Consider the following 21,627-nt stretch of genomic DNA (forward strand, 5'->3'; position numbering starts at 1 on the left):
AGTGCCGCCCCGGTGGTGGCCATGGGCAGCACATCCCGCTAGGGTCCGCCCCGTGTGGGGATCCTCTTAGGCATCATGAAGTATCGGTCGGATATCAGCGGCCTCCGCGCGCTCGCGGTGGTGCCGGTCGTCGTTTTCCATTTCAACGAGGCGTGGCTTCCCGGCGGCTTTGTCGGCGTCGACATCTTCTTCGTCATCTCCGGTTACCTCATCACGGCGATCCTCGCCGGTGATCTGGCGCAGGGCCGCTTCAGCCTGCTGCGCTTCTATGATCGCCGCCTGCGCCGCATCGTGCCGGCCTTCGCCGCCGTCGCGCTGGTGACCGCGCTCGTCAGCCTCTTCATCCTGCCGCCGGTGCTGCTGAGCGGTTTCGGCGCCTCGCTGCGGGCCGCCTCCATCTTCTTCGCCAACCGCTATTTCCTCTCGGTGACGCACTATTTCGGCGCGGCGCCGGACGAGGTGTTCCTGCTGCACACCTGGTCGCTGTCGGTGGAGGAGCAGTTCTATCTCGGCTGGCCGCTGCTGCTGGCCGCCCTGTTCCACCCGCGGCTCAAGCGCTGGCTGCCCCATATCGTCGGGACGCTGATCCTCGTCTCGCTCTTCGTCGCCACCCGCAATGCGGTGCAGCGGCCGGTGACGGCCTTCTACAATTCCAACGGCCGCTTCTGGGAACTGATGCTGGGCGCCTGGCTCGCGCTCGGCTACGTGCCGCGCCTGAACCGGATCTGGGCGGAGGTGGCGGCGGCCGTGGGTCTTGCGCTCATCGTCGCAGCGCTGGTGTTGTTCCAGCCGAGCCGCATCATCTTTCCCGGCCTCAGCGCGCTCGTGCCGACGCTGGGTGCAGCCCTGCTGCTGTGGTCGGGCGAGGAGGGGCGGCGGACGCTGGTGGGGCGCATCCTCTCTTTCGCGCCCATCGCCGGCATCGGGCTCATCTCCTACTCGCTCTATCTGTGGCACTGGCCCATCATCGCCATTCATCGCTATCTCACCTTCCGGGCCCCGACGCCGCTCGAATGCGTGCTGCTGTTCGCGGTGATGATCGCCGTCTCGGCCTTCTCGTGGCGCTTCATCGAAAACCCGTTCCGCCACACGGTGCGCGCGCCGACCCGCCGGATGGAATGGCGCGGCGTCGCGACTGGTGTCGCGATGCTGGCGCTGCTGGTCGGCATCGGCACGCTCTTCACGGCCACCGGCGGGCTGCCGGCGCGGGCGACGGCCGGCTTCCTGAAGTCCGAAGCCATCGTGAACACCTTCTGGCGGGGCCGCGAAGCCTGCCTTCTGGGACGCACGAGCGACCGCGAGCGGGACTGCCGTTTCGGCGCCTCGGCGCCCGACGCACCGCTCTTCGTCCTGTGGGGGGATTCTCAGGCAGACCAGCACGGGCCGGGCCTCGATCAGGTGGCGCGCGAGATGGGAATGAGCTTCCTCCAGCTCACCCGTACAGGCTGCGCGCCGCTGGCCCCGGAGACCGGCGGGGGCGCCCTCCAGAGCCGCGAGACGATCGACTGCAATGCCTTTCGTGCCGAGGCGCTGAAGCGCATCATTGAGGATCCCAAGGTCCGCTTCGCCGTCATCGCCGGCCGCTGGACCAATGAGCCCGCTCTCGGCCCGGCCATGGCGCGCCTGAAAGCGGCCGTGGACCAGATCACCGCCGCGGGCAAGCCGGTGCTGCTCGCCGCCCCCATCGGCGCCTTTGCCAATGGCGGCGGCCGCTGCATCGTGCGGCGCGGCTTCATGGGTCTCGACGACGCCATGTGCGGCCTCTCCCGCATCACCTCAGACGCGCAGGCCCAGCCGACCGAGGATGCCTTGCGCGCCATCGCGGCGAACGCGCCCGGCGTGACGCTCTTTGTGCCTCGTCCGCTGTTCTGCGACGAGACGGCGTGCCATCCCCGCAAGGATGACGTGCCGCTCTATTTCGACGGTGATCATCTGAATGTGGAGGGATCGCTGTTCCTGGCGCCGGCCTGGAGGAGCGCGCTGGAGAAGGCCGCGGCGGCGGTATCCCGTCCGGGGTCGTGAGGCTCTGCGGCAATCACAGATGTTGGCGTTTTTCGTCTTCCCTCATCGGTTGTCGAAAAATGCATGAGCCGGCGCTGCAAATGCATCTCGTGAGTTGATCCGCCGCACCATTTGCCGTCCTCTTGCAGCGGGGGAGAGCGCCGGGGCGCCGTTCCGGCTGATTGCTTGCTGATCAGGAGTTCTTTGATGACCTTGTCGATCCTCCGCGCGGCGGGTCTTGCCTTTCTTGTGGCCGGCGGGTTGAACGCCGCTGCCTTTGCCCAGTCCGCTCCGTCGGCCAAGTCCGAGCCGGTCGTGTGGGAGCTGATTGACGAATATCCCGCCTCTGCCATTCCGGGGCAGGCGGACGCCACCTTTGCGGCGGCGGTTGAGAAGGCGACGGGCGGCAAGCTGGTGATCCAGCCCATCCCCGATGCCAAGTCCGGCCTGCGCTCACGCGAGCAGCTGAAGGCGGTGAGCGAGGGACGCTTCGCCATGGCCGACAGCTTCGGCGGGGCGCTGGCCGAGGACAGCCCGCTGTTCCTCCTGTCCTCGCTGCCCTTCCTGACCGCCTCCGCCGACGAGGCCCGCCAGCTCTATGTGGCCGCCCGCCCGCTCTACGAGGCGGAATTCGCCCGGCGCGGGCAGAAGCTGCTGTTCGTGACACCCTGGCCGCCTTCGGGCATCTGGTCGGCCGAGGCGGTCTCCAGCCCGGCGGCGCTCAAGGCGCTCAAGATCCGCACCTATGACCAGACCGGCGCGGAGCTTTTTGCCGCCACATCCACCCGCGCGGCGGTGGTCTCCTTTTCCGACCTGATGCCCAAGCTCAAGACCGGCGAGTTCAATGCCGTGCTCTCCTCGGGCGACGGCGGCGCAGGGCGTGAGCTCTGGGTGCATGTGCGCCACTTCTCCCAGATCACCTATGCGGTGCCGCTGAGCTTCGGCACCGTCTCGCTCACCGCCTGGAACGCGCTTGATCCGCAGACGCAGGCGGCGGTGCTGCGCGCCGGCGAGGAGACGACGCAGGCGCAGTGGAAGGCCATGGAAGGGCGGGTCGCCGCCAACTACCAGCGCATGCGGGAAAATGGCGTCGTCATCGACGAGGCCCCGCCCGCGGCGGTCATGGACCTGCTGCGCACGGCGGCGTCCAAATCCATCGTGCGCTGGCGCACGACCGTGACGCCGGAAGCGGCGGCGGTGCTCGACACCTTCGCGGCGACCCGCTGACCGGCGGGCGCCGCGCGCAACCACACGTGACAAGGGGCCGCTTCCTCCTCTAAAGAGCGCGGAGGCGGAAAGCGGCGCCTTGCGGGGACGGCTCCGGAGAGTGCGACGCGGGCCGCCGCCCCTTGTCTTCCGTGTGGTCCGGTCCTGCCGGGCCGCCGCCCGCCAGGATTTCACTCCCGCATGAAATACCGCGCGGACATCAGCGGCCTGCGTGCGCTGGCCGTGGTTCCGGTCGTTCTCTACCACGCCCATGCCGCGCTCATGCCCGGTGGCTTCGTGGGGGTGGACGTCTTCTTCGTCATCTCCGGCTATCTCATCACCGCCATCATCGCCGGGGATCTGGCGCAGGGGCGCTTCAGCCTCCTGACCTTCTACGATCGCCGCATCCGCCGCATCGTGCCGGCCTATGCGCTGGTGATGGGGGTGACGCTGCTGGCGGCGCTGGTGAGCCTGCCGCCGCTCATGCTGGCCTTCTTCGGCAAGTCGCTGGAGTTCGCCTCCGTCTTCCTCGCCAACAAGCATTTCCTCGCCACCGCCGGCTATTTCCAGCCGGGCGTGGAGGAACTGCCGCTTCTGCACACCTGGTCGCTGGCGGTGGAGGAGCAGTTCTATCTGTTCTGGCCGCTCGCCCTGTTCGCTCTGTCCCATCCGCGCCTGCGACGCATCCGGGGCGTGGTGGTGTGGGCGGTGCTCCTCGCTTCGCTTTATGTGGCGAGCCAGAATGCCGTGCTGCGGCCGAACAGCGGCTTTTACAACTTCACCTCCCGTGCCTGGGAGCTTCTGGCCGGCGGCGTGCTCGCCCTCGGCCTCCTGCCGCGCCTGCGCGGCCGCCTGCTGCCGGAGCTGGCGGCCCTCATCGGTGTCGGCCTCATCGGCTGGGCGCTCTTCACCTTCAGCCGCACCACCGTCTTTCCGGGCCTCAATGCCCTGTTCCCGGTGGGCGGCGCGCTCCTCATCCTCTGGGCAGGCGAGGAGGGGCGGCAGACGCTGGTCGGCCGCGTGCTCGGCCTTGCCCCCATCGCCGGCATTGGCCTCATTTCCTATTCGCTCTATCTCTGGCACTGGCCGATCCTCGCCTTCTACAAGTTCCATGCTGGCGGCGATCCGGACCTTGTGGCGGGTGTGGTGCTGGTGGGGCTGGCGGTTGGGGTGTCCGTCCTCTCCTGGCGCTATGTGGAGGCGCCCTTCCGCCGCCATGCCACGGCCAACCGCCGCTCGGAAATCCGCAGCATCCGGAATGGCCTGATCGTGCTGGCGGTGCTTGCCGGGACGGGCCTCGTCATCCACGAGACCAACGGGTTGCCGTTCCGCGCCTCGGCCGCGACGCGGGCGGCACAGGCCTCCCTCACCGATGTCTGGGCCGGCACCAAGGCCTGCCTTCAGGGGCCGGGCCTTCCGCGTGGCGATGAGCCCTGCCGCTTCGGCGATCCCGATCCGAAGGCGCCGCTGATCGCTCTGTTCGGGGATTCCTTTGCCAACCACCACGCCCCCGCCTTCGATGCGGTGGCACGCCAACTCGGCTATGGGCTGCTTCAGGTGACAAAGGCCGGTTGCCAACCGATGGCGCCGCGTCCCCTCGGCGGCTCGCAGGAAGCGCAGAATTGCGAGATCTTCCGCGGCCGGTCGCTGGAGGCGCTGGCGGCGAACCCTGAGGTGCGGCTCGTCGCCATCGGCGGCCTCTGGTCCGCTCAGCCGGACCTGCCCGCCGCCATGGCGGACCTTCGCAAGGCCGTGGAACAGCTGCGCCGCGCTGGCAAGGCGGTGCTGTTGGTCGGCCCGCCGCCGGATTTCGGGCTCGGCTTCGGGGCGCGTTGCGTGCTCCGGCGGCGCTTCCTCGGGCTGGACGAGAGCGTGTGCAACATCTCCGCCGAGACCGCCCGGGAACGGGCGGCCGGGGTGGAGCAGGGCCTGGCCGCCATCGCCGCGTCCGTGCCCGGCGTCGGCCTCTATCTGCCCCGCGAGGGCTTCTGCGACGCCACCTCCTGCCGCCCCACCGTGCCCGACGGCCGCCTCGGCTATGTGGACAACGGCCACCTCAACGCTCCGGGCTCACTCTCCCTGGTTCCCGGCGTGAAGTCGGCGGTCGAGAAGGCGCTGGCCGGCGTGGGTGGGTGAGTGTGGCGGCGGGCGTTGCCATATACCTCCAGTGTGGTTTAAGCTAATTGTTGTATAGTTCGAGGGTGCGATTGTGGAAAATGATGCTAGGGATTTTAATAAAACGGCAATTTATTTGTCAAGAAATCCGCTTGGTATAATTGCTCTTTTTATTGTTCTTGTTTATGGGATGGCTTCTCTGTCTTTGGTATTTGCGAAAATACCGGATTCTTATTTTGGTATAATGCTCTATTTTTTGGTTTTATTTCCAGTAATTGTTCTTTTTATATTTGTTTATCTTGTGGTTTGGCATACCGCAAAATTGTTTGCCCCTTCCGATTTTGCTAATCAGCAAAATTATGTTGATTTGATAAATAAAGAAATTTTTGCCGCCGCTTCTCTGGCTGTTGCTTCTACAAAGGATCGTGGTGCGGAAGGGCGTGTAGACATTGGAAATATTGTAAGTGTGATTCGCGAATCGTCTGGGCGGTCGCGCGAACGTAATTCTGATTCCAGGCGGCATCTGTTGTGGGTGGATGATCGGCCCGATAATAATGTTTATGAAAGAAAAGCCTTTGAAGCTGTAGGAATTAAAATTAGCCTATCGACATCCACTAACGAGGCTTTGGATATGATCAGGAGTGGAGAGTTTGGGGCTATTATCTCTGATATGGGCCGGAAAGAAGGGCCCAAGGAAGGGTATGTTCTGTTGAATGCGTTGAGGTCGATGGGGGATGAAACGCCATTTTTCATCTATGCGGGTTCGAACCTCCCGGAGCATCGACGGGAGGCGCTATCGCGAGGTGCACAAGGGTCTACAAATAACCCTCAGGACCTTTTTGAAATGGTCACGAGAGAGCTTATGAATGCCTAGCCTCAGGAAGCGGGACCTGCGAGTACGAGACTGCCGTGATCGCAAGCCGAACCTTGAAGGTGCGTGAGGGGGATGAGGAGGTGGATCTCCCCATCCGCATCTATGCGCCGCGACAGGACAACGGGTGCTGGGCGTGCCGGATCGAAATCGACTGGCCGGACGAGCCTATGGCGCGCGATGCCTATGGTCACGATTCCGCGCAGGCGTTGCACCACGGGCTGCAGATGGTCGGCATCCACCTTTATGTCAGCGGGTATCACGAAGACGGGCTGATTAGCTTTCTAGAGCCGGGTTTCAAAGGTTACGGCTTTCCTGTCACAAAAAATGTGCGGGATATCGCCCATCCTGACGATGCGTTTCTTTAAAATTTTTGTCCGGCAATCGATTTATTGAGCAGGAGAGGGACATGATTGCCTCTCGGGATCTCAAGATACGGGTGGGTCGGGAAGAGCGGGAGCTGCACGTGCGGATATTCCGTCCGGAAGCCGTCGGTGGCATCTGGACTTGTGCTTACGAAATCGACTGGCCGGAGGGAGTGAAGAGGTCACAGGCGACCGGGCTGGATTCGATCCAGACGCTGACCTCGGTCTTCCAGATGATCGGAGAAGAGCTGTACACAAGCTCCTATCACAAGGCTGGCGCCTTCATTTTCTCCGAGGGACTGACCGGGTATGGCTTCCCGGTTCCACCCCATCTGCGCCCCGCACTCATTGGGCACGACGCCGAATTTCTATAGCCCGCCCATCCACTCCCTCACCGCCCCTCGCGTACCCAAGCGGCGGTGATGACGCCGAGCAGGAGCAGCAGGCCGGAGAGGCCGGCGAAGACCGGGAACAGGCCGATGCCGCGCACCACCGAAACGTCGCGGGTGCGAAGGCCCATCCAGTCGTCTCCCGCCAGCCGCTCGCCGGAGGAGACCGCCACCACGCGCGGCACGCTGCCCTTCAGCTCCGACAGCCGCCACAGGCCGCCGCCAGTGGCGGTGGCGATGGGGGCGAGCCAGTCCTTGGTGCTGGTGACTTCGGCGAATTCCTTCGGGTTCAGCGGGCCGATATTGGTGAGCGCCGTTAGTTGCCCGTTCACCGCCCGCCACAGGCCCAACTCGTCCGCCGGCGTCGTCGCCCGCCACAGGCCGGGTTCGGCCTGCGTGAGGGTGAGGTTGCGCACCGTGCCGGAGGGCGTCGTCACCTGCGCCACGGGCACGCTCTCGCCCATGGTCTGGCGCTCCACCACGAGGTCGCGGCCGGAGGTGGAAAGCTTCAGGCGCTCTTCCTCAAGGTCCGGCTCCTTCATGAGCCAGTGGGAGAGGCGGCGCAGCAAATCGATATAGGGGCCGCCGCCATCATAGCCGCGCGCCCAGAGCCAGAAATGGTCCGAGAGCAGAAGGGCGACGCGGCCCTGTCCCACCCGGTCGAGCTGGAGCACCGGCTTGTCGCCGGGGGCGCTGAGGACCGTGACGCCCGAGCGCGCCTCCGCATCCACCACCCGGAAGAAGCGGCTCCAATGCGGCGGATCGCTCTCCGAGCCGGGCAGGCCGCGCGTCACCGGATGGCGCTTGCCGAGGTCGGTGAGCTTGGCCACGTAGGGCGCTTCCGTGGTCTGGCCCGTGGGCGCGGCGGGGAGAATGTCCTCCAGCGGCGTGTTGTAGAGCGAGCCGGTGTCCACGAAGTCCGTGCCCGCCGCCACCAGCAGCGCGCCGCCATTGCGCACATAGCGCACGATGTTGTCGAAATAGACCTGCGGCAGCACGCCCTGCTGGGCGTAGCGGTCGAAGATGATCAGGTCGAAGTCGCGGATCTTGGTCTGGAACAACTCGCGGGTCGGGAAGGCGATCAGCGAGAGCTCGTTGATGGGCGTGCCGTCCTGCTTCTCCGGCGGCCGCAGGATGGTGAAGTGGACGAGGTCCACGTTCGCATCGCTCTTCAGCAGGTTGCGCCAGGTGCGCTCGCCCACGTTCGGCTCGCCGGAGACGAGCAGCACCCGCAGCTTGTCGCGCACGCCGTCGATGGAGACGGCGGCGCGGTTGTTCACCAGCGTCAGCTCGCCTTCGAGCGGCGGGGCCTCCACCTCGATGATGTTGGCGCCCGCATGGGCGATCTCCACTTCCACCTGCGCGGGTCGGCCGGCGGTGACGACAGGATTGGCAATCACCTCGCCGTCACGCCGAACAATCACGCCGACGCGCGCGCCCGCCGGCACGCCTTCGTCGGTCACGCGGAAGGTGAGCATCTGGCGCTGGCCGACGATGCCGAAGCGCGGCGCCTTCTCCAGCGCCACCCGCCGGTCGCGCTCGCCCGCCTGACCGGTGATGAGGCCGTGCACGGGGGCGTTGAAGCCGAGCGCGGCGGCCTGCTCGGGCACGTCGTGCACGCGCCCGTCGGTGATCATGATGGCGCCCGCCACCCGCTCCGGCGGCACATCGGCGAGGCCGGCGGAGAGGGCGGAGAAGAGCCGCGTGCCGTCCGTCTCGCCGTCGCGGGCGTCAGCCTCAATGGTGCGGATCTCAAGGCCCGGAATGCGCTTCAGCCGCTCGTCCAGCGCGGCGCGGGCGGCCTCCGTCTGGGTGGTGCGGTCGCCGAAATTCTGGCTGGCGCTCTTGTCCACCACCACCGCCACCACGGAGGAGAGCGGCTCGCGCTCCTCCCGCGTCAGGGACGGGTTGGCGAGCGCGATCAGGCCCACGAGCAATGCTAGCGCGCGGATGGCACCGCCGCGCGTGCGCGCGCCCACCAGCAGCACCGCCAGCACCAGAGCCACGGCGGCAAGGGCGCCGAGCACCGGCCAGGGCAGGAAGGGCTCGAATGCGAGGCCGTAGCTCATGAACGCCTTTCAGGGGCCGCCGGGCGGCGGGACACGGGCTTCGTCATTGGCCGAGGCGCTCCAGCAGGGCCGGCACGTGCACCTGATCGGCCTTGTAATTGCCGGTGAGCACGTACATCACCATGTTGGCGCCCGCCCGGAAGGCCATCTCCCGCTGGCGCGGCTCGCCGGGGGTGAGGGGCAGTAGGGGCTCGCCATTCGGCCCCACGGCCCAGGCGCCGGCCAGATCGTTGGACGTGATAATGACGGGCGAGACGCCATCGCCCGCACGCGCGGGACGCTCGTCGCCGTCCTGCGCCGCCGGCAGGGCCTCAACCCAGGTGGTGCCGCCGGTGAAGCGGCCCGGGAAATCGCGCAGCAGATAGAAGGTCTTGGTCAGCACGTGATCGCGCGGAATGGGCGAGAGTTCGGGCACGTCGAGGCCTGACAGGATCTCGCGCAGGCGCGCGGCGGCGGGCGAGAGGGGGCCGCTGCCGCCCTGCGGCGTCTCAAGGGCGTCGCGGGTGTCGAACACGACGGTGCCGCCCTGCTTCATGAAGGCGTCGATGCGCGCCAGCGTGGCCGGGGGCGGAACGGGGGAATTGGGCAGCACCGGCCAGTAGAGGATGGGGAAGAAGGAGAGGTCGTCCTTGCCGATGTCCACGCCCATGGGTTCGCCCGCCTGCAAGGCGGTGCGCTGGGCGAGGAAGGTGGTGAGGCCTTCAAGGCCGGCGCGGCTGATCTCATCCACCTGCGCATCGCCGGTGGTGACATAGGCAAGGCGTGTCTGGGAGGTGGCCTTCACCGCGAAGTCCGAGGCCGCATCCGCCCGCGCGGGGGAGGGGGCAAGGATGCCGCCAGCCCCAAGGGCCAGTGCGCCCAGCAGCGCGGCGGTGGTCGCCCGCCGCCCGAAGCGGCGCAGCGCGCCGGAGAGCACCAGCACCGCCAGCGCATCGAGCAGCAGCAGCGCCATGGCGGCGAGCAGCGCCAGCCCGCGCAGGTCGCGCGGCGCGGCCTCGCGCACCGGCGCGGCGGTGGCGCCGAGGGGGGAGAGGTCGAGAGGGGCGAGCGTGTCGTCGGGCTTCAGGGCATTCACCGCCAGCAGGGCATCCGGCGGGCCATAGAAGCCGGGCGGATGCTCGGCGCTGGCGCGCTCGTTGAAATTCGCCGGAACGGGCTTGGCGGTGGGGCCGGGCGGGCCGAAGGCGCCGTAGCCGTCCAGCAGGCGGGTGGGCGGAATGCTGGCCACTGCCCCCTGCGCCACACGCGCGGCGGCCGTGTCGGCGCGACCCTCATCGGTCGCGGCCGCGGCATCGGAGAGGGCGATCACCCGGCGCAGCATGTCCACGAATGTGCCAGAGAGCGGCAGGTTCGACCAGCTTGTGTCGGCCGTCACATGGAACAGCACCACCATGCCCCGCCCGCGCGGCGCGCCGGTAACCAGCGGCGTGCCGTCGGTAAGGGCCGCCCAGGTGTGCTCGCCGAGATTGCCGTCCGGCTCGGCCAGCACCTGCCGGTTCACGCTCACATCGTTGGGCAGCTTGAGGTCGTGGAAGGGGCCTTCCGTGGTGAGGCTGCCCAGCGCCTGCGGCGTCTCCCACGACAGCGAGCCGCCGAGCGTGCGTCCGCCCCGGCGCAGGCGCACGGGCAAGAGGTCGTCCTGCGCATTGGCGAGGCGCGGCCCGGCGAAGCGCACCAGCACGCCGCCATTCTCCACAAAACGGGCAAGGCGCGTGCGGGTGGCCGGGGGAATGGTGCCCACGTCGGTGAGCACGATCACCGGCACGCGCTGCTCCAGGAAGCGGTTGATGTTCTCCACGGGCGCGCCGGTCTCGCCCATGCGCAGGTCCGCGAAGGGGCCGAGCGCGCGGGAGAGATAGTAAGTGGGGGCCAGCAGAGGCTGGCCGGTGTCGGTGGACGCGCCAGACACGACGCCGACCGTGCGGCGGCGCCAGCGCTTGTCCAGAAGCTGCACCGCGCCGGCCGAGCGTTCGCCGACGATTTCGAGGCGCGACACCTCGTTGCGGATGTCCACCGGCAGATTGAAGGTGGCAAGCGCCTCCCGCACGCCGGGGCCGAAGGAGAAGGCGGCTTCCCCGAGCGCGAGGCCCTTCATGTCACGGGCTTCCACCCGCCCGGCGCGGGCGGGGCCGTCGTCGGGGCGCAGCACCTTCACGGTGAGCGCGCCGGCGGCATTGTCGGGCGCGGCGAGGGCGAGCGGGGTCGCGACGCCGCCACTCACCACCAGTGGGGGGCGGGCACCCTTCAGCGCGGCAAGCTGCTGGGCGAGGTCGGGATCGGTGGCAAGGTCCACGCCGTCGCTCACATAGACGAGGCCGGCGTCGCTCTGGCTGCCGATGATCTTCGCCGCCAGCGCGAAGGCCTCCTTGCGGGCCGGAGCCCAGGCGACGGGGGTGAGCGAGCGCAGCTTGTCCCGCGCCTGCGCCGGCAGGAGGAGCGTTGCGTCCTTCGGCACGTCGCCGGTGGGAATGAGGGCGACGCCCCGGCCGTTGGCGGCGGCCTCATCCACGAGGCCATTGGCCGTGGAGATGCGCTGCGCCCATGTGGCGGCGGCAGGCCAGCCCTGGTCGATCACCAGCACGAGCGGGCCGGAGGATGAGGGGGCGGAGGCGGGCGGGTTCCAGATGGGGCCGGCGGCGGCGAGGATCACGAGCGCCGCCAGCAGCAGGCGCAGCAGTGTCAGCCACCACGGGGTGCGGGCGGGCGTCTCCTCCTTCGGCCGGATGTCGAAGAGGAGGCGGGTCGGCGGGAAGTTCAGTTCCTTCGGGCGCGGCGGCACAACGCGCAGCAGGAACCACAGCGCCGGCAGGGCCAGCAGCGCGGTGAGCAGCAAAGGCGAGGCGAAGCTGAGCGGAAGGCCCATCATGCGCGGGTCTCCGTCGCGTCCGGTGTCAGGGTCGCGCCTGCATTCCCCACCCCCATGCGCATGTGCAGCGCCAGCAGCAGTTCGCTCGCCGGCCGGTCCGTGCGGTGGACGCGGAAGCTCCAGCCGAGCCGGTTGGCGGCGGCGCGGATGGCCTCGCGATGGGCGGCAACGCGCGCCTCATAATCCGCCCGCCACGTTTCGGCACGGCCGACCGTGATGCTCGCGCCGCCTTCCGGCTCGCGGAAGGCTATGCGGCCGGAGAAGGGGAAGGTCTCTTCCGCCGGATCGACGATCTGCACCACATGGCCGTGGGCACCGGTGCCGGCCAGCGCCTCGATGCGCGCCACCACCTCCGGCGTCGGGCTCCAGAAATCGCCCAGAAGCACCACTTCGGACAGAGGCGAGGGATGGAACAGCGGCGGCAGGCTGCCGGGCAGGCTTGGCGCCAGAAGCAGTTGCTCGGCCATCCGCTCCATGATGCGGCGGCTGGCGGTGGGACGCAGGATATCCGGCACGCCCACGCGCTCGCCGCCCTTTACCAGAAGCTCGGCGAGCGCCAGCGCCACCACCAGCGCCCGGTGGCGCTTGGGTTCGAGCTTGGGCGAGGCATAGTCCATGGAGGCGGACAGGTCCGGCCAGATCCACACGGTGTGGGCGGCCTCCCATTCGCGCTCACGCACATACAGATGATCGTCGCGGGCGGAGCGCCGCCAGTCCACGCGCGCGGCGGGCTCGCCATCGGTGAAGCGACGGTACTGCCAGAAGTTCTCGCCCGACCCCGAGCGGCGCCGGCCGTGGACGCCATGCTGCACGGAGGCGGCGATGCGCCGTGCCTCCAGCACGAGGCGGGGCATGGCCGCCGCGAGCACGGAAGCCTCATGGGACAGGTGCGCCATGCCGATGGCGGCGGCCTCTGCCGTCTCTGGGATGTCCTTCGGACGCAACGCCACGCGATTGCGCCTCAGCCCAGCCGGGCCGCGAGGCGCTTGATCACGCGCGTCACGCTCTCGCCCTCGGCACGGGCGGCGAAGGTGAGCGCCATGCGGTGCTTGAGTACCGGCTCCGCCAGTGCCACCACGTCATCCAGCGAGGGCGCATAACGGCCATCCAGCAGGGCGCGGGCGCGCACCGCCAGCATCAGCGCCTGCGAGGCGCGGGGGCCGGGGCCCCATGCGATGTGCTTCTGCTCGTCGCTCTCGCCGGTGCCGGGGCGGGCCGAGCGCACGAGGGTGAGGATGGCTTCCACCACCGATTCGCCCACCGGCAGGCGGCGCACGAGGCGCTGGGCGGCGAGCAGGTCATCAACGCTCATGGCGGCGCGGGGCTTTGTCTCTTCCGCGCCCGTGGTGTCGAACAGGATGCGCCGTTCGGCATCGCGATCGGGATAGTCCACGTCGATTTCCATGACGAAGCGGTCGAGCTGGGCTTCGGGCAGGGGATAGGTGCCTTCCTGCTCCAGCGGGTTCTGGGTCGCGAGCACATGGAAGGGCTTGGGCAGATCGTGTCGCTCGCCGGCCACCGTCACATGGTATTCCTGCATGGCCTGAAGCAGCGCCGACTGGGTGCGGGGCGAGGCGCGGTTGATCTCGTCCGCCATAAGGAGCTGGGCGAACACCGGCCCCTTGATGAAGCGGAACGCGCGCTTGCCGCCGGCGCTTTCCTCCAGCACCTCGGCGCCCAGAATGTCGGAGGGCATGAGGTCGGGCGTGAACTGCACGCGCCGGGCATCGAGGCCCAGCACCGTGCCCATGGTTTCCACAAGCTTGGTCTTGGCGAGGCCCGGCACGCCCACCAGCAGCGCATGGCCGCCGGAGAGGATGGTGACGAGGGCCTGATCGATCACCGTCTCCTGGCCGAAGATCACCGAGGAGATGGCCGTGCGGGCCGCGCGCACGCTGGCGGCGGCCGCCTCGGCATTGCGCACGATCATCTGATCCAGGTCGAAGGTTTCGCTCGGTGCCGACATGCCCTATCTCCGCTTCGCCGGGAGCTTCGCCGCCAAACACGGCAAGACCAAGCCCGCTCTCGTCCTTGTCAGGTCGCGAGGAGGCCGCGCCCGGAACCGGCAGGCGGAGCGTCGGATTTCTCCGGCGCACCACCACCCTGCCGGAGGATCAAGCTTACGATAAGTTGGCGCCGCGTCGAGCCATCCGTTTTGCGGTGCACGGAAATCGGTGTCACGTCATTGCGAGGAGCGGGCGTAAGCATGGCTGAGGAAACCGGTCCGACCGGACAGGAAACGGGCGAGGCGGGCGCCGCCTCCGGCCGCCTCGAGGCCGTGATGGCGGCGGTGAAGGCCGCTGGCGGACGCGGTCCGGCGCCCGTGGAGAAGTGGAACCCGCCCGATTGCGGCGACATGGACATGCGTATCGCCGCCGACGGCACCTGGTTCTACATGGGCACGCCCATCGGCCGCCCCGCGCTGGTGCGCCTGTTCGCTTCCGTGCTGACGCGGGAGGGGACGCGCTATGTGCTGAAGACACCGGTGGAGAAGATCGGCATCACCGTGGACGACGCTCCTTTCCAGGCGGTCGAGATGGCGGTGGATGATGCGGACGGACAGCCGGTGCTGGTGTTCCGCACCAACATGGATGACCTCGTGCGCTGCGGCCCCGGCCACGACCTGCGCTTTGCCCCCGGCGGCGAGCCCGGCGAGCTGACGCCCTATGTCCATGCGCGCCATGGGCTGGAGGCCCGCCTCACCCGCGCGGTCTTCCTGGATCTCGTGGAGCGCGGCGAGGTGCGGGAGGTTGAGGGCACGGCGATGTTCGGCGTCGCCTCGGGCGGGGCCTTCTATGCCATGATGCCCGCCGCCCAACTGGAAGGCAGCCTGTGATGACCGCCCCCTTTCCCTCCGCCGGGGCGCCGGTTGGCACGTCGTCGCCCGAGCTCGAAGATTTCCTCGACCGCGCCGCCTTCGGCCTCTCGCAGGTGCCGCCTCCGCCCTATGTGCGGGACGACCATGCGACGCTGAACGGCGACCACGCCATCTCCAGCCATGTGCCGGTGCCGGAGAAGCCGCCGCGCCCGGCTGCCGTTCTGGTGCCCGTGGTGGCACGGCCAGAGCCCACGCTGCTCTTGACGCTGCGCGCCACCAACCTCTCCCATCATGCCGGACAGATCGCCTTTCCCGGTGGGCGGATGGACCCGGAGGACAAGGACGAGGTGGCCACGGCACTGCGCGAGGCGCGGGAGGAGGTGGGCCTTGCGGGCGATCTGGTGCGCCCTCTCGGCTTCCTCGACGGGTACCTCTCCAGCACCAATTTCTGGATCGTACCCGTGGTCGGGCTTATCCCGCCCAATTACGCCCTCGCCCTCAATGAAGCCGAGGTGCAGGAGGCGTTCGAGGTGCCGCTGGCCTTCCTGATGGACCCCGCCAACCACCAGCGCCAGTCGCGGGTGCGCGAGGGCATCCGGCGCTATTTCTTCGCCATGCCTTATGGCGAGCGGTTCATCTGGGGCGTAACGGCCGGGCTGATCCGCAATCTTTACGAGAAGCTCTACGCATGATCCGCACCGTTCTCGTGGAGACCGCGCTCTTCCTCTCGCCCTTCATTGCCTATGGCCTGATCCTGCTGGCGCTACGCGGCTCCGTGGTGCCGGCGCACTGGTCTCCACGCGCGCTCGCCGCCTGTGCCGTCCTTGCGGTGCTGCTGGTGGCGGCGGGTCTGTGGCTGTTCGAGTGGGATCAGGGCGCGCGGCCGGGCAGCCGCTATGTGCCGGCCCATATGGAGAATGGCGTCTTCGTGCCGGGCCGCTACGAATGAGCGGCCCGTCGCTGGCGGGGGCCGTCTTCCTTGCCGCACCCCCGTTGCGGGCGGTGCTGGCCGCGCTCAATGGCGACGGCGAGGAAACGCGCATCGTCGGCGGCGCGGTGCGCAACGGCCTGCTGGGCGAGGCCGTGGGCGAGGTGGATCTCGCCTCCACCTGCCTGCCGGAGGAGGTGGTGCGTCGCGCCGAGGGCGCGGGCTTGAAGAGCGTGCCCACCGGCATCGCCCACGGTACCGTGACCGTGGTGAGCGCGGGCGTGCCCTTTGAGGTGACGACGCTCCGCGAGGATGTGGAGACGGACGGGCGCCATGCGGTGGTGCGCTTCGGCCGCGACTGGGCGCGCGACGCCGCGCGCCGCGACTTCACCCTCAACGCCCTCTATGCGGATGCGGACGGCCGGGTCTTCGACCCTGTGGGTGGTCTGCCGGACCTCATGGCGCGCCGCGTGCGCTTCATCGGTGATGCCGAGACCCGCATCCGCGAGGACCATCTGCGCATCCTCCGCCTGTTCCGCTTCCACGCCACCTATGCCGAGGGTCCCGTGGACGCCGAGGCGCTCAGGGCCGCCGAGCGGCTGCGGGCCGGCCTCGACCAGCTCTCGCGGGAGCGGGTGCGGGCGGAACTGGTGAAGCTGCTCGTGGCCCGGCGGGCGGCGGACACGCTGGTGGAAATGACCGATGCCGGCCTGCTGACCCGCATCCTCGCGGGGGTGCCGGACCTCGCGGGCTTTGCGCACCTCGCACGGCTTGAGCCTGAGCTTGGCATCCAGCCGGCACCCATGCGCCGGCTCGCGGCGCTGGCTGTCCGGATTCCCGAGGATGTCGAGCGTCTGAGGGTCCGCCTGCGGCTTGCCAATGCAGAGCACGCCCGCCTGCTGGCGCTCGCCGGCGCGCGGGCGGTGGGGCCGGGCCTCTCCGCTCCGGAGGCTCGGGCGTTGATCTTCGCGCTGGGAGCGGACGTGTTCCGGGATGCCCTGCTGATCGCGGCGGCACGGCGGGGCGGCGATCCATCGGCGCTGCTGGCGCTCGCCGCCGCATGGCCGGTTCCGGAATTCCCGCTGACCGCTCGGGATCTCATGGCCCTCGGGCTCAAGCCGGGACCGAAGCTCGGCGCCGCGCTGGCGTCGGCGCGTGAGGCATGGGTGGCGGCGGATTTTCCGCACGACGCCGAAACCCTTGCGGGCATGGCGCGCGCGGCGGCCGAAGCGGGAGGCGGCGGGCCGTCCTCCCGCTGAACGCGGGGCCGATGCGGCGCGACCGCAGGCTCAGTCCTCGTCTTCCTCGTCCCCGTCTTCTTCCACCTCGAACTCGGTGATGTCGAGGACTTCAAGGCCGATCACCGGCAGGGTCTGGGTGCGGAACTCGCCATTCTCGTCCGAATACCACACCACCTCGACCATCTCGCCGGATTCGGAGATGACGGTGAGGGCAGGGCTGCCGGACTTGAGCTGAACGATGTCACCGGGGGCGAAGGCCATGGGTGTTCTCCGTTACGGCGCCTGAAGCGCTTCAACGGTGTAGCGAGCCTGTGTGACGCCCCGACAACGGCGGTGGTGCCGTCCTACGGCCACTTCACCACGGGCGGCATGGAGGAGAGGATGGAGGCGATGTTGCCGCCGGTCTTCAGGCCGAAAATGGTGCCGCGGTCGTAGAGCAGGTTGAACTCCACGTAGCGGCCGCGGCGCACGAGTTGCTCCTCGCGCTCCGTCTCGTCCCAGGGCCGCGCCATGTTGGCGCGCACGAGGCGGGGATAGATGTCGAGGAAGGTGGTGCCCACCTCCCGCGTGAAGGCGAGATCGGCGCCGAAGTCGCCCGAGTTCAGCCAGTCGTAGAAGATGCCGCCGATGCCCCGCATCTCGTTGCGGTGCTTGAGGAAGAAATACTCGTCGCACCACGCCTTGTAGCGGCCGTAGTCGGCCACCGCATGCGCACCGCAGGCCTTCTCGAACGCGGCGTGAAAGGCTCGCGTGTCCGGATCGTCCTGCGTGCGGCGGGTGTCGAGGACCGGTGTGAGGTCGGCGCCGCCGCCGAACCAGCTCTTTGTGGTGACGACGAAGCGGGTGTTCATATGCACAGCCGGCACATGGGGATTGGCCATGTGGGCGATGAGCGAGATGCCGGAGGCCCAGAAGCGCGGGTCTTCCGCCGCGCCGGGAATCTGGCCCCGGAACTCGGGCGCGAATTCACCGAAGACGGTGGAGGTATGCACGCCCACCTTCTCGAACAGCCGTCCGTGCATCATGGCCATGGTGCCGCCGCCGCCGGGCGCGCCCGTATGGTCCGTGCGGTCCCATGGCGTGCGCACGAAACGGCCGGCCTTTTCGCCGTAGAGCGTTGGGGACGCCTCGTCCTCCAGTTGCTCGAAGGCAGCGATGATGCGCCCCTGCAAGGCCTCGAACCACGCGCGGGCCTCGGCCTTGCGGCGCTCCAGCTCGGCGGTCTCGATGGCGGTGTCGGTCATCGGCGCTTAACCTCCTGCGGGCCCCCGCCGCGTTCTAGAGCATGTTCGGTCCGCCGACGGAAGCGGCGGGCAGGGACCCGCGCCGGAGAATCATGTGGGCTCCGGGGCGGGGAAACCGTTCGTCTGCCGCAGGGCCTCGCCCAGCGCCATGGCGGCGGAGACCGCCACGTTCAGCGAGCGCATGCCCGGCCGCAGCGGGATCTTCACCCGCGCATCCGCGGCCGCATGGACCTCCTCCGGCGCTCCCGCGCTCTCGCGGCCGAACAGCAGCACGTCGCCGGGCTGGAAGGTGAAGGCGGGCAGGGGCGTCGCCCCCTTCGTGGTGAAGAGCACGAGGCGCCGGCCTTCCTCGCGGCGCCAGCGCTCGAAGGCGGCGAAGGAAGCATGGCGTTGCCACTCCACCGCATCGAGATAGTCCATGCCGGCGCGGCGGAACGCGGGCGCGCTCACCGGAAAGCCGGCGGGCTCGATGATGTGCACGGGAACACCGAGGCAGGCGCCGGTGCGCAGGCACGTGCCGGTATTCTGAGCGATATCTGGGCAGTAAAGAGCGAGGATCATCCGTAAAGTTACGTAGCTGGCAGAGTTCTGGCGGAAAGATGGCGAACCCGAGACCCGGTGCCGCATGGGGGCGATCTGGACACGGTTCGGATAGGGTGTAATTAGAGACACTTGAAGGTGCTGCTTCCCTTTCGTCGGGAGGGGTGTGCCTTAATCTCGCGGCGTTCGCACATGCGGAAAACAGCATTGTTCTCCGCAATATATTTGTTGCAGCCGCGAAGATGACGCGAACGAATATTGAGGGAAAGCGCCGTGGCACATACGGAGACGACCCAGACGACCCGCCGGGATTTCCTTTACATTGCAACGGGCGCGGTCGGCGCAGTCGGCGTGGCCGGGATGGTCTGGCCCTTCGTGTCGCAGCTTCAGCCGGACGCTTCGGTGCTGGCGCTGTCCACCACGGAAGTGGACCTGACCCCCATCGCCGAAGGCCAGATCGTCACCACCCAGTGGCGCGGCAAGCCCATCTTCATCTTCAACCGCGCCCCGAAGGACGTGGAAGCCGCGCGCGCCGTGCCGCTGACGCAGCTTCTCGACCCGCAGCGCGACCAGGACCGAGTAAAGACCGGGCATGACAACTGGCTCGTGGTGATCGGCATCTGCACGCATCTGGGCTGCGTGCCGCTCGGCCACCAGGGCAATTATGACGGCTGGTTCTGCCCCTGCCATGGCTCGCAATACGATTCGTCCGGCCGCGTGCGCGTCGGACCGGCCCCGCTGAACCTCGCGGTGCCGCCCTATAATTTCGTTTCCGACAGCAAGATCGTGATCGGCTGACGCGCGCGTCGCCCGTCCATAACAAGGGTTGGCCCCATGGAAGGACATTCCACCTACCAGCCGAAGAGCAGGGTTGCGCGCTGGTTCGAGAGCCGGCTGCCGCTCGTCGGTCTCGTGCATTCGAGCGCGATTGCCTATCCGGTCCCCAAGAACCTGAACTATTTCTGGACCTTCGGCGCGATCCTCACCCTCATGCTGGTGGTGCAGATCGTCTCGGGCGTGGTGCTCGCCATGCACTACACCGCCTATGCGCCGGTCTCCTTCGCCCGCGTCGAGCACATCATGCGCGACGTGAGCTTCGGCTGGATGATCCGCTACATCCACGCCAACGGCGCTTCGATGTTCTTCATCGCCGTCTACATCCACATGTTCCGCGGCATGTATTACGGCTCCTACAAGGCGCCGCGCGAGGTGCTGTGGATCCTCGGCGTCATCATCTACCTGTTGATGATGGCCACGGCCTTCATGGGCTACGTGCTGCCGTGGGGCCAGATGTCCTACTGGGGCGCCACCGTCATCACCAACCTGTTCTCGGCCATTCCGCTGGTCGGCGAGACCATCGTGCAGTGGCTGTGGGGTGGGTATTCGGTGGGTGATCCGACCCTCAACCGCTTCTTTGCGCTCCACTATCTGCTGCCCTTCATGATCGCCGGCGTCGTCGGCCTGCACATCTGGGCGCTGCACCATGTGGGCCAGAACAATCCCGACGGCCTCGACGTGAAGAGCGTGGCGAAGGACACCGTGCCGTTCACCCCCTATGCGACCATCAAGGATGTGTTCGCCATGGTGGTGTTCCTGCTGTTCTTCTCCTGGTTCATCTTCTACGCGCCCAACTACATGGGCCACCCGGACAACTACATTCCGGCCAACCCCCTCTCCACCCCGGCGCACATCGTGCCCGAGTGGTACTTCCTGCCCTTCTACGCCATCCTGCGCTCCATCCCGGACAAGCTCGGCGGCGTGCTGTGCATGTTCGGCGCCATCGCGGTGCTGGCCTTCCTGCCCTGGCTCGACACCTCGAAGGTGCGCTCGGCCAAGTACCGCCCCCTCTTCCGCCAGTTCTTCTGGATCTTCGCGGTGGTGGCGGTGGGCCTCGGCTACCTCGGCTCGCAGCCGGCGGAGGGCGGCTACGTGATCGTGTCGCGCATCTTCACCGCTTATTACTTCATCCATTTCCTCGTCATCCTGCCCGTGCTCGGCCTCGTCGAGCGCCCGAAGCCCCTGCCGGCCTCCATCGCCGATGCGGTTCTGGCCAAGGGTGGCGCAACGGTCGTCGCCGGAGCCTCGGCTCCGCAGACCAAGGGCTGAGCGAGCGGCGGAGACAGAGCCATGAAGAAGACGTTTCTCCTCGGCGCCGTCGCGCTGGCCCTCGCCTTCGCCGCGCCGGCCCGCGCGGCGGAAGGGGGCCACGACGACCTGCCGCACCGCGAAAGCTGGTCCTTCGCCGGGCCGTTCGGCATGTACGATCCGGCCCAGCTCCAGCGCGGCTTCAAGGTGTTCCGCGAGGTCTGCGCCTCGTGCCACTCGGCCAATTACCTCTACTTCCGCAATCTGGCGCAGGAAGGCGGGCCGCACTTCTCCGAAGCCCAGGCCAAGGCGGTGGCGTCCGAGTATCAGATCACCGATGGTCCGAACGATCAGGGCGAGATGTTCCAGCGCCCCGGCCGCCTCTCGGATCACTGGCCGGCGCCGTTCCCCAATGACCAGGCCGCGCGCGTCGCCAATGGCGGCGCCCTGCCACCGGATCTCTCGGTGATCGCCAAGGCCAGAGCCTCGCACGTGGGCTTCCCCGGCTTCATCCTCGACGCCTTCACCCAGTATCAGGAAGGCGGCGTCGACTATATCCACGCGTTGCTCAACGGCTATGTGGAGCCGCCGGAAGGCGTGACCGTGCAGCCCGGCCTGCACTACAACAAGTATTTCCCCGGCCACCAGATCGCCATGCCCAAGCCGCTGAGCGACGGGCAGGTGGAATATACGGACGGCACGCCCACGACCGTGGATCAATATTCCCGCGACGTGTCGGCCTACCTCATGTGGATGGCAGAGCCGCACCTTGATGCCCGCAAGCGCATCGGCTTCCAGGTGTTCATCTTCCTCATCGTGCTGGGCGGTCTACTCTATTTTACGAAGAAGAAGATCTGGAAGAACATCGCCCACTGAGGCGATCTCCGCT

At 67.9% G+C, this 21,627-nt stretch carries 20 protein-coding genes; 13 read left to right on the forward strand and 7 right to left on the reverse strand.

Annotation, left to right across the window (positions count from 1 at the left end):
- Positions 1-75 precede the first annotated feature (75 nt).
- The 6 genes from DFO45_RS03325 (at position 76) to DFO45_RS03350 (ending at position 6,932) form a co-directional block, all read left to right on the forward strand.
- Positions 76-2,022, forward strand: a complete 1,947-nt coding sequence (locus DFO45_RS03325; RefSeq protein WP_133863721.1) for an acyltransferase family protein — start codon at positions 76-78, stop codon at positions 2,020-2,022.
- 186 nt (positions 2,023-2,208) lie between these two features.
- Positions 2,209-3,228 (forward strand): TRAP transporter substrate-binding protein, encoded by a 1,020-nt coding sequence (locus tag DFO45_RS03330; RefSeq protein ID WP_133863722.1) that lies wholly within the window; start codon positions 2,209-2,211, stop codon positions 3,226-3,228.
- Positions 3,229-3,408: 180 nt separating this feature from the next.
- Entirely contained in the window at positions 3,409-5,343 is a 1,935-nt protein-coding gene (locus DFO45_RS03335; protein WP_133863723.1) for an acyltransferase family protein, read from the forward strand.
- A gap of 73 nt (positions 5,344-5,416) precedes the next feature.
- The gene (locus DFO45_RS03340) at positions 5,417-6,196 is read left to right on the forward strand and encodes a response regulator (RefSeq protein WP_166657036.1); all 780 of its coding nucleotides are present in this window, start codon (positions 5,417-5,419) and stop codon (positions 6,194-6,196) included.
- Between the two features lie 35 nt (positions 6,197-6,231).
- Complete coding sequence (locus DFO45_RS03345; protein WP_133863724.1) at positions 6,232-6,561, forward strand: hypothetical protein; 330 nt, start codon at positions 6,232-6,234, stop codon at positions 6,559-6,561.
- A gap of 41 nt (positions 6,562-6,602) precedes the next feature.
- The gene (locus DFO45_RS03350; protein ID WP_133863725.1) at positions 6,603-6,932 is read left to right on the forward strand and encodes a hypothetical protein; all 330 of its coding nucleotides are present in this window, start codon (positions 6,603-6,605) and stop codon (positions 6,930-6,932) included.
- Between the two features lie 17 nt (positions 6,933-6,949).
- Here the strand turns inward: DFO45_RS03350 and DFO45_RS03355 are convergent, their stop codons facing one another.
- From DFO45_RS03355 to DFO45_RS03370, 4 genes are all read right to left on the reverse strand, one after another.
- Entirely contained in the window at positions 6,950-9,016 is a 2,067-nt protein-coding gene (locus DFO45_RS03355) for a hypothetical protein (RefSeq protein ID WP_133863726.1), read from the reverse strand.
- 43 nt (positions 9,017-9,059) lie between these two features.
- Positions 9,060-11,882, reverse strand: coding sequence for a DUF4159 domain-containing protein (locus DFO45_RS03360; protein ID WP_133863727.1), 2,823 nt, complete (start codon positions 11,880-11,882; stop codon positions 9,060-9,062).
- Entirely contained in the window at positions 11,879-12,778 is a 900-nt protein-coding gene (locus DFO45_RS03365) for a DUF58 domain-containing protein (RefSeq protein WP_133863860.1), read from the reverse strand. The genes DFO45_RS03360 and DFO45_RS03365 overlap by 4 nt, the downstream gene beginning before the upstream one ends.
- Before the next feature lie 65 nt (positions 12,779-12,843).
- Positions 12,844-13,848: a MoxR family ATPase gene (locus DFO45_RS03370; protein ID WP_012172032.1), complete on the reverse strand. Its 1,005-nt coding sequence runs from the start codon at positions 13,846-13,848 to the stop codon at positions 12,844-12,846.
- Between the two features lie 240 nt (positions 13,849-14,088).
- Here DFO45_RS03370 and DFO45_RS03375 point away from each other — a divergent pair, with 240 nt between their 5' ends.
- From DFO45_RS03375 to DFO45_RS03390, 4 genes are read left to right on the forward strand one after another with little or no spacing between them, the layout of a single operon-like run.
- Positions 14,089-14,718, forward strand: coding sequence for a DUF1285 domain-containing protein (locus DFO45_RS03375; RefSeq protein WP_133863728.1), 630 nt, complete (start codon positions 14,089-14,091; stop codon positions 14,716-14,718).
- The gene (locus DFO45_RS03380; RefSeq protein ID WP_133863729.1) at positions 14,718-15,392 is read left to right on the forward strand and encodes a CoA pyrophosphatase; all 675 of its coding nucleotides are present in this window, start codon (positions 14,718-14,720) and stop codon (positions 15,390-15,392) included. Before DFO45_RS03375 ends, DFO45_RS03380 begins: the two co-directional genes overlap by 1 nt.
- On the forward strand, positions 15,389-15,649 hold the full coding sequence (locus tag DFO45_RS03385) for a DUF6111 family protein (protein ID WP_012172029.1): 261 nt from the start codon (positions 15,389-15,391) through the stop codon (positions 15,647-15,649). The genes DFO45_RS03380 and DFO45_RS03385 overlap by 4 nt, the downstream gene beginning before the upstream one ends.
- The gene (locus DFO45_RS03390; protein WP_133863730.1) at positions 15,646-16,887 is read left to right on the forward strand and encodes a CCA tRNA nucleotidyltransferase; all 1,242 of its coding nucleotides are present in this window, start codon (positions 15,646-15,648) and stop codon (positions 16,885-16,887) included. The genes DFO45_RS03385 and DFO45_RS03390 overlap by 4 nt, the downstream gene beginning before the upstream one ends.
- A gap of 30 nt (positions 16,888-16,917) precedes the next feature.
- Here the strand turns inward: DFO45_RS03390 and DFO45_RS03395 are convergent, their stop codons facing one another.
- From DFO45_RS03395 to DFO45_RS03405, 3 genes are all read right to left on the reverse strand, one after another.
- On the reverse strand, positions 16,918-17,130 hold the full coding sequence (locus tag DFO45_RS03395) for a DUF2158 domain-containing protein (RefSeq protein WP_133863731.1): 213 nt from the start codon (positions 17,128-17,130) through the stop codon (positions 16,918-16,920).
- 83 nt (positions 17,131-17,213) lie between these two features.
- The gene (hemF, locus tag DFO45_RS03400; protein ID WP_133863732.1) at positions 17,214-18,113 is read right to left on the reverse strand and encodes an oxygen-dependent coproporphyrinogen oxidase; all 900 of its coding nucleotides are present in this window, start codon (positions 18,111-18,113) and stop codon (positions 17,214-17,216) included.
- Between the two features lie 90 nt (positions 18,114-18,203).
- Entirely contained in the window at positions 18,204-18,674 is a 471-nt protein-coding gene (locus DFO45_RS03405; protein WP_012172025.1) for a tRNA (cytidine(34)-2'-O)-methyltransferase, read from the reverse strand.
- A 252-nt stretch (positions 18,675-18,926) separates the two neighbouring features.
- On the opposite strand from DFO45_RS03405, the gene petA reads away from it, so the two are divergent.
- The 3 genes from petA to DFO45_RS03420 are packed head-to-tail and all read left to right on the forward strand — an operon-like array spanning position 18,927 to position 21,614.
- Positions 18,927-19,451: a ubiquinol-cytochrome c reductase iron-sulfur subunit gene (petA, locus tag DFO45_RS03410; protein WP_043879554.1), complete on the forward strand. Its 525-nt coding sequence runs from the start codon at positions 18,927-18,929 to the stop codon at positions 19,449-19,451.
- Between the two features lie 36 nt (positions 19,452-19,487).
- Positions 19,488-20,759, forward strand: a complete 1,272-nt coding sequence (locus DFO45_RS03415; RefSeq protein ID WP_012172023.1) for a cytochrome b/b6 — start codon at positions 19,488-19,490, stop codon at positions 20,757-20,759.
- A gap of 21 nt (positions 20,760-20,780) precedes the next feature.
- Positions 20,781-21,614, forward strand: coding sequence for a cytochrome c1 (locus DFO45_RS03420; protein ID WP_012172022.1), 834 nt, complete (start codon positions 20,781-20,783; stop codon positions 21,612-21,614).
- Positions 21,615-21,627: the final 13 nt, after the last annotated feature.

It is taken from the genome of Azorhizobium sp. AG788 (assembly GCF_004364705.1).
Taxonomy (GTDB): Bacteria; Pseudomonadota; Alphaproteobacteria; order Rhizobiales; family Xanthobacteraceae; genus Azorhizobium; species Azorhizobium caulinodans.

Coding starts and splice junctions, on each gene's coding strand:
- DFO45_RS03330 (WP_133863722.1), top strand. CDS start 2,209: ATGACCTTGTCGATCCTCCGCGCGGCGGGTCTTGCCTTTCTTGTGGCC.
- DFO45_RS03325 (WP_133863721.1), top strand. CDS start 76: ATGAAGTATCGGTCGGATATCAGCGGCCTCCGCGCGCTCGCGGTGGTG.
- DFO45_RS03360 (WP_133863727.1), bottom strand. CDS start 11,882: ATGATGGGCCTTCCGCTCAGCTTCGCCTCGCCTTTGCTGCTCACCGCG.
- hemF (WP_133863732.1), bottom strand. CDS start 18,113: ATGACCGACACCGCCATCGAGACCGCCGAGCTGGAGCGCCGCAAGGCC.
- DFO45_RS03415 (WP_012172023.1), top strand. CDS start 19,488: ATGGAAGGACATTCCACCTACCAGCCGAAGAGCAGGGTTGCGCGCTGG.
- DFO45_RS03395 (WP_133863731.1), bottom strand. CDS start 17,130: ATGGCCTTCGCCCCCGGTGACATCGTTCAGCTCAAGTCCGGCAGCCCT.
- DFO45_RS03355 (WP_133863726.1), bottom strand. CDS start 9,016: ATGAGCTACGGCCTCGCATTCGAGCCCTTCCTGCCCTGGCCGGTGCTC.
- DFO45_RS03350 (WP_133863725.1), top strand. CDS start 6,603: ATGATTGCCTCTCGGGATCTCAAGATACGGGTGGGTCGGGAAGAGCGG.
- DFO45_RS03380 (WP_133863729.1), top strand. CDS start 14,718: ATGACCGCCCCCTTTCCCTCCGCCGGGGCGCCGGTTGGCACGTCGTCG.
- DFO45_RS03385 (WP_012172029.1), top strand. CDS start 15,389: ATGATCCGCACCGTTCTCGTGGAGACCGCGCTCTTCCTCTCGCCCTTC.
- DFO45_RS03335 (WP_133863723.1), top strand. CDS start 3,409: ATGAAATACCGCGCGGACATCAGCGGCCTGCGTGCGCTGGCCGTGGTT.
- DFO45_RS03370 (WP_012172032.1), bottom strand. CDS start 13,848: ATGTCGGCACCGAGCGAAACCTTCGACCTGGATCAGATGATCGTGCGC.
- DFO45_RS03405 (WP_012172025.1), bottom strand. CDS start 18,674: ATGATCCTCGCTCTTTACTGCCCAGATATCGCTCAGAATACCGGCACG.
- DFO45_RS03365 (WP_133863860.1), bottom strand. CDS start 12,778: ATGGCGCACCTGTCCCATGAGGCTTCCGTGCTCGCGGCGGCCATGCCC.
- DFO45_RS03375 (WP_133863728.1), top strand. CDS start 14,089: ATGGCTGAGGAAACCGGTCCGACCGGACAGGAAACGGGCGAGGCGGGC.
- DFO45_RS03420 (WP_012172022.1), top strand. CDS start 20,781: ATGAAGAAGACGTTTCTCCTCGGCGCCGTCGCGCTGGCCCTCGCCTTC.
- DFO45_RS03390 (WP_133863730.1), top strand. CDS start 15,646: ATGAGCGGCCCGTCGCTGGCGGGGGCCGTCTTCCTTGCCGCACCCCCG.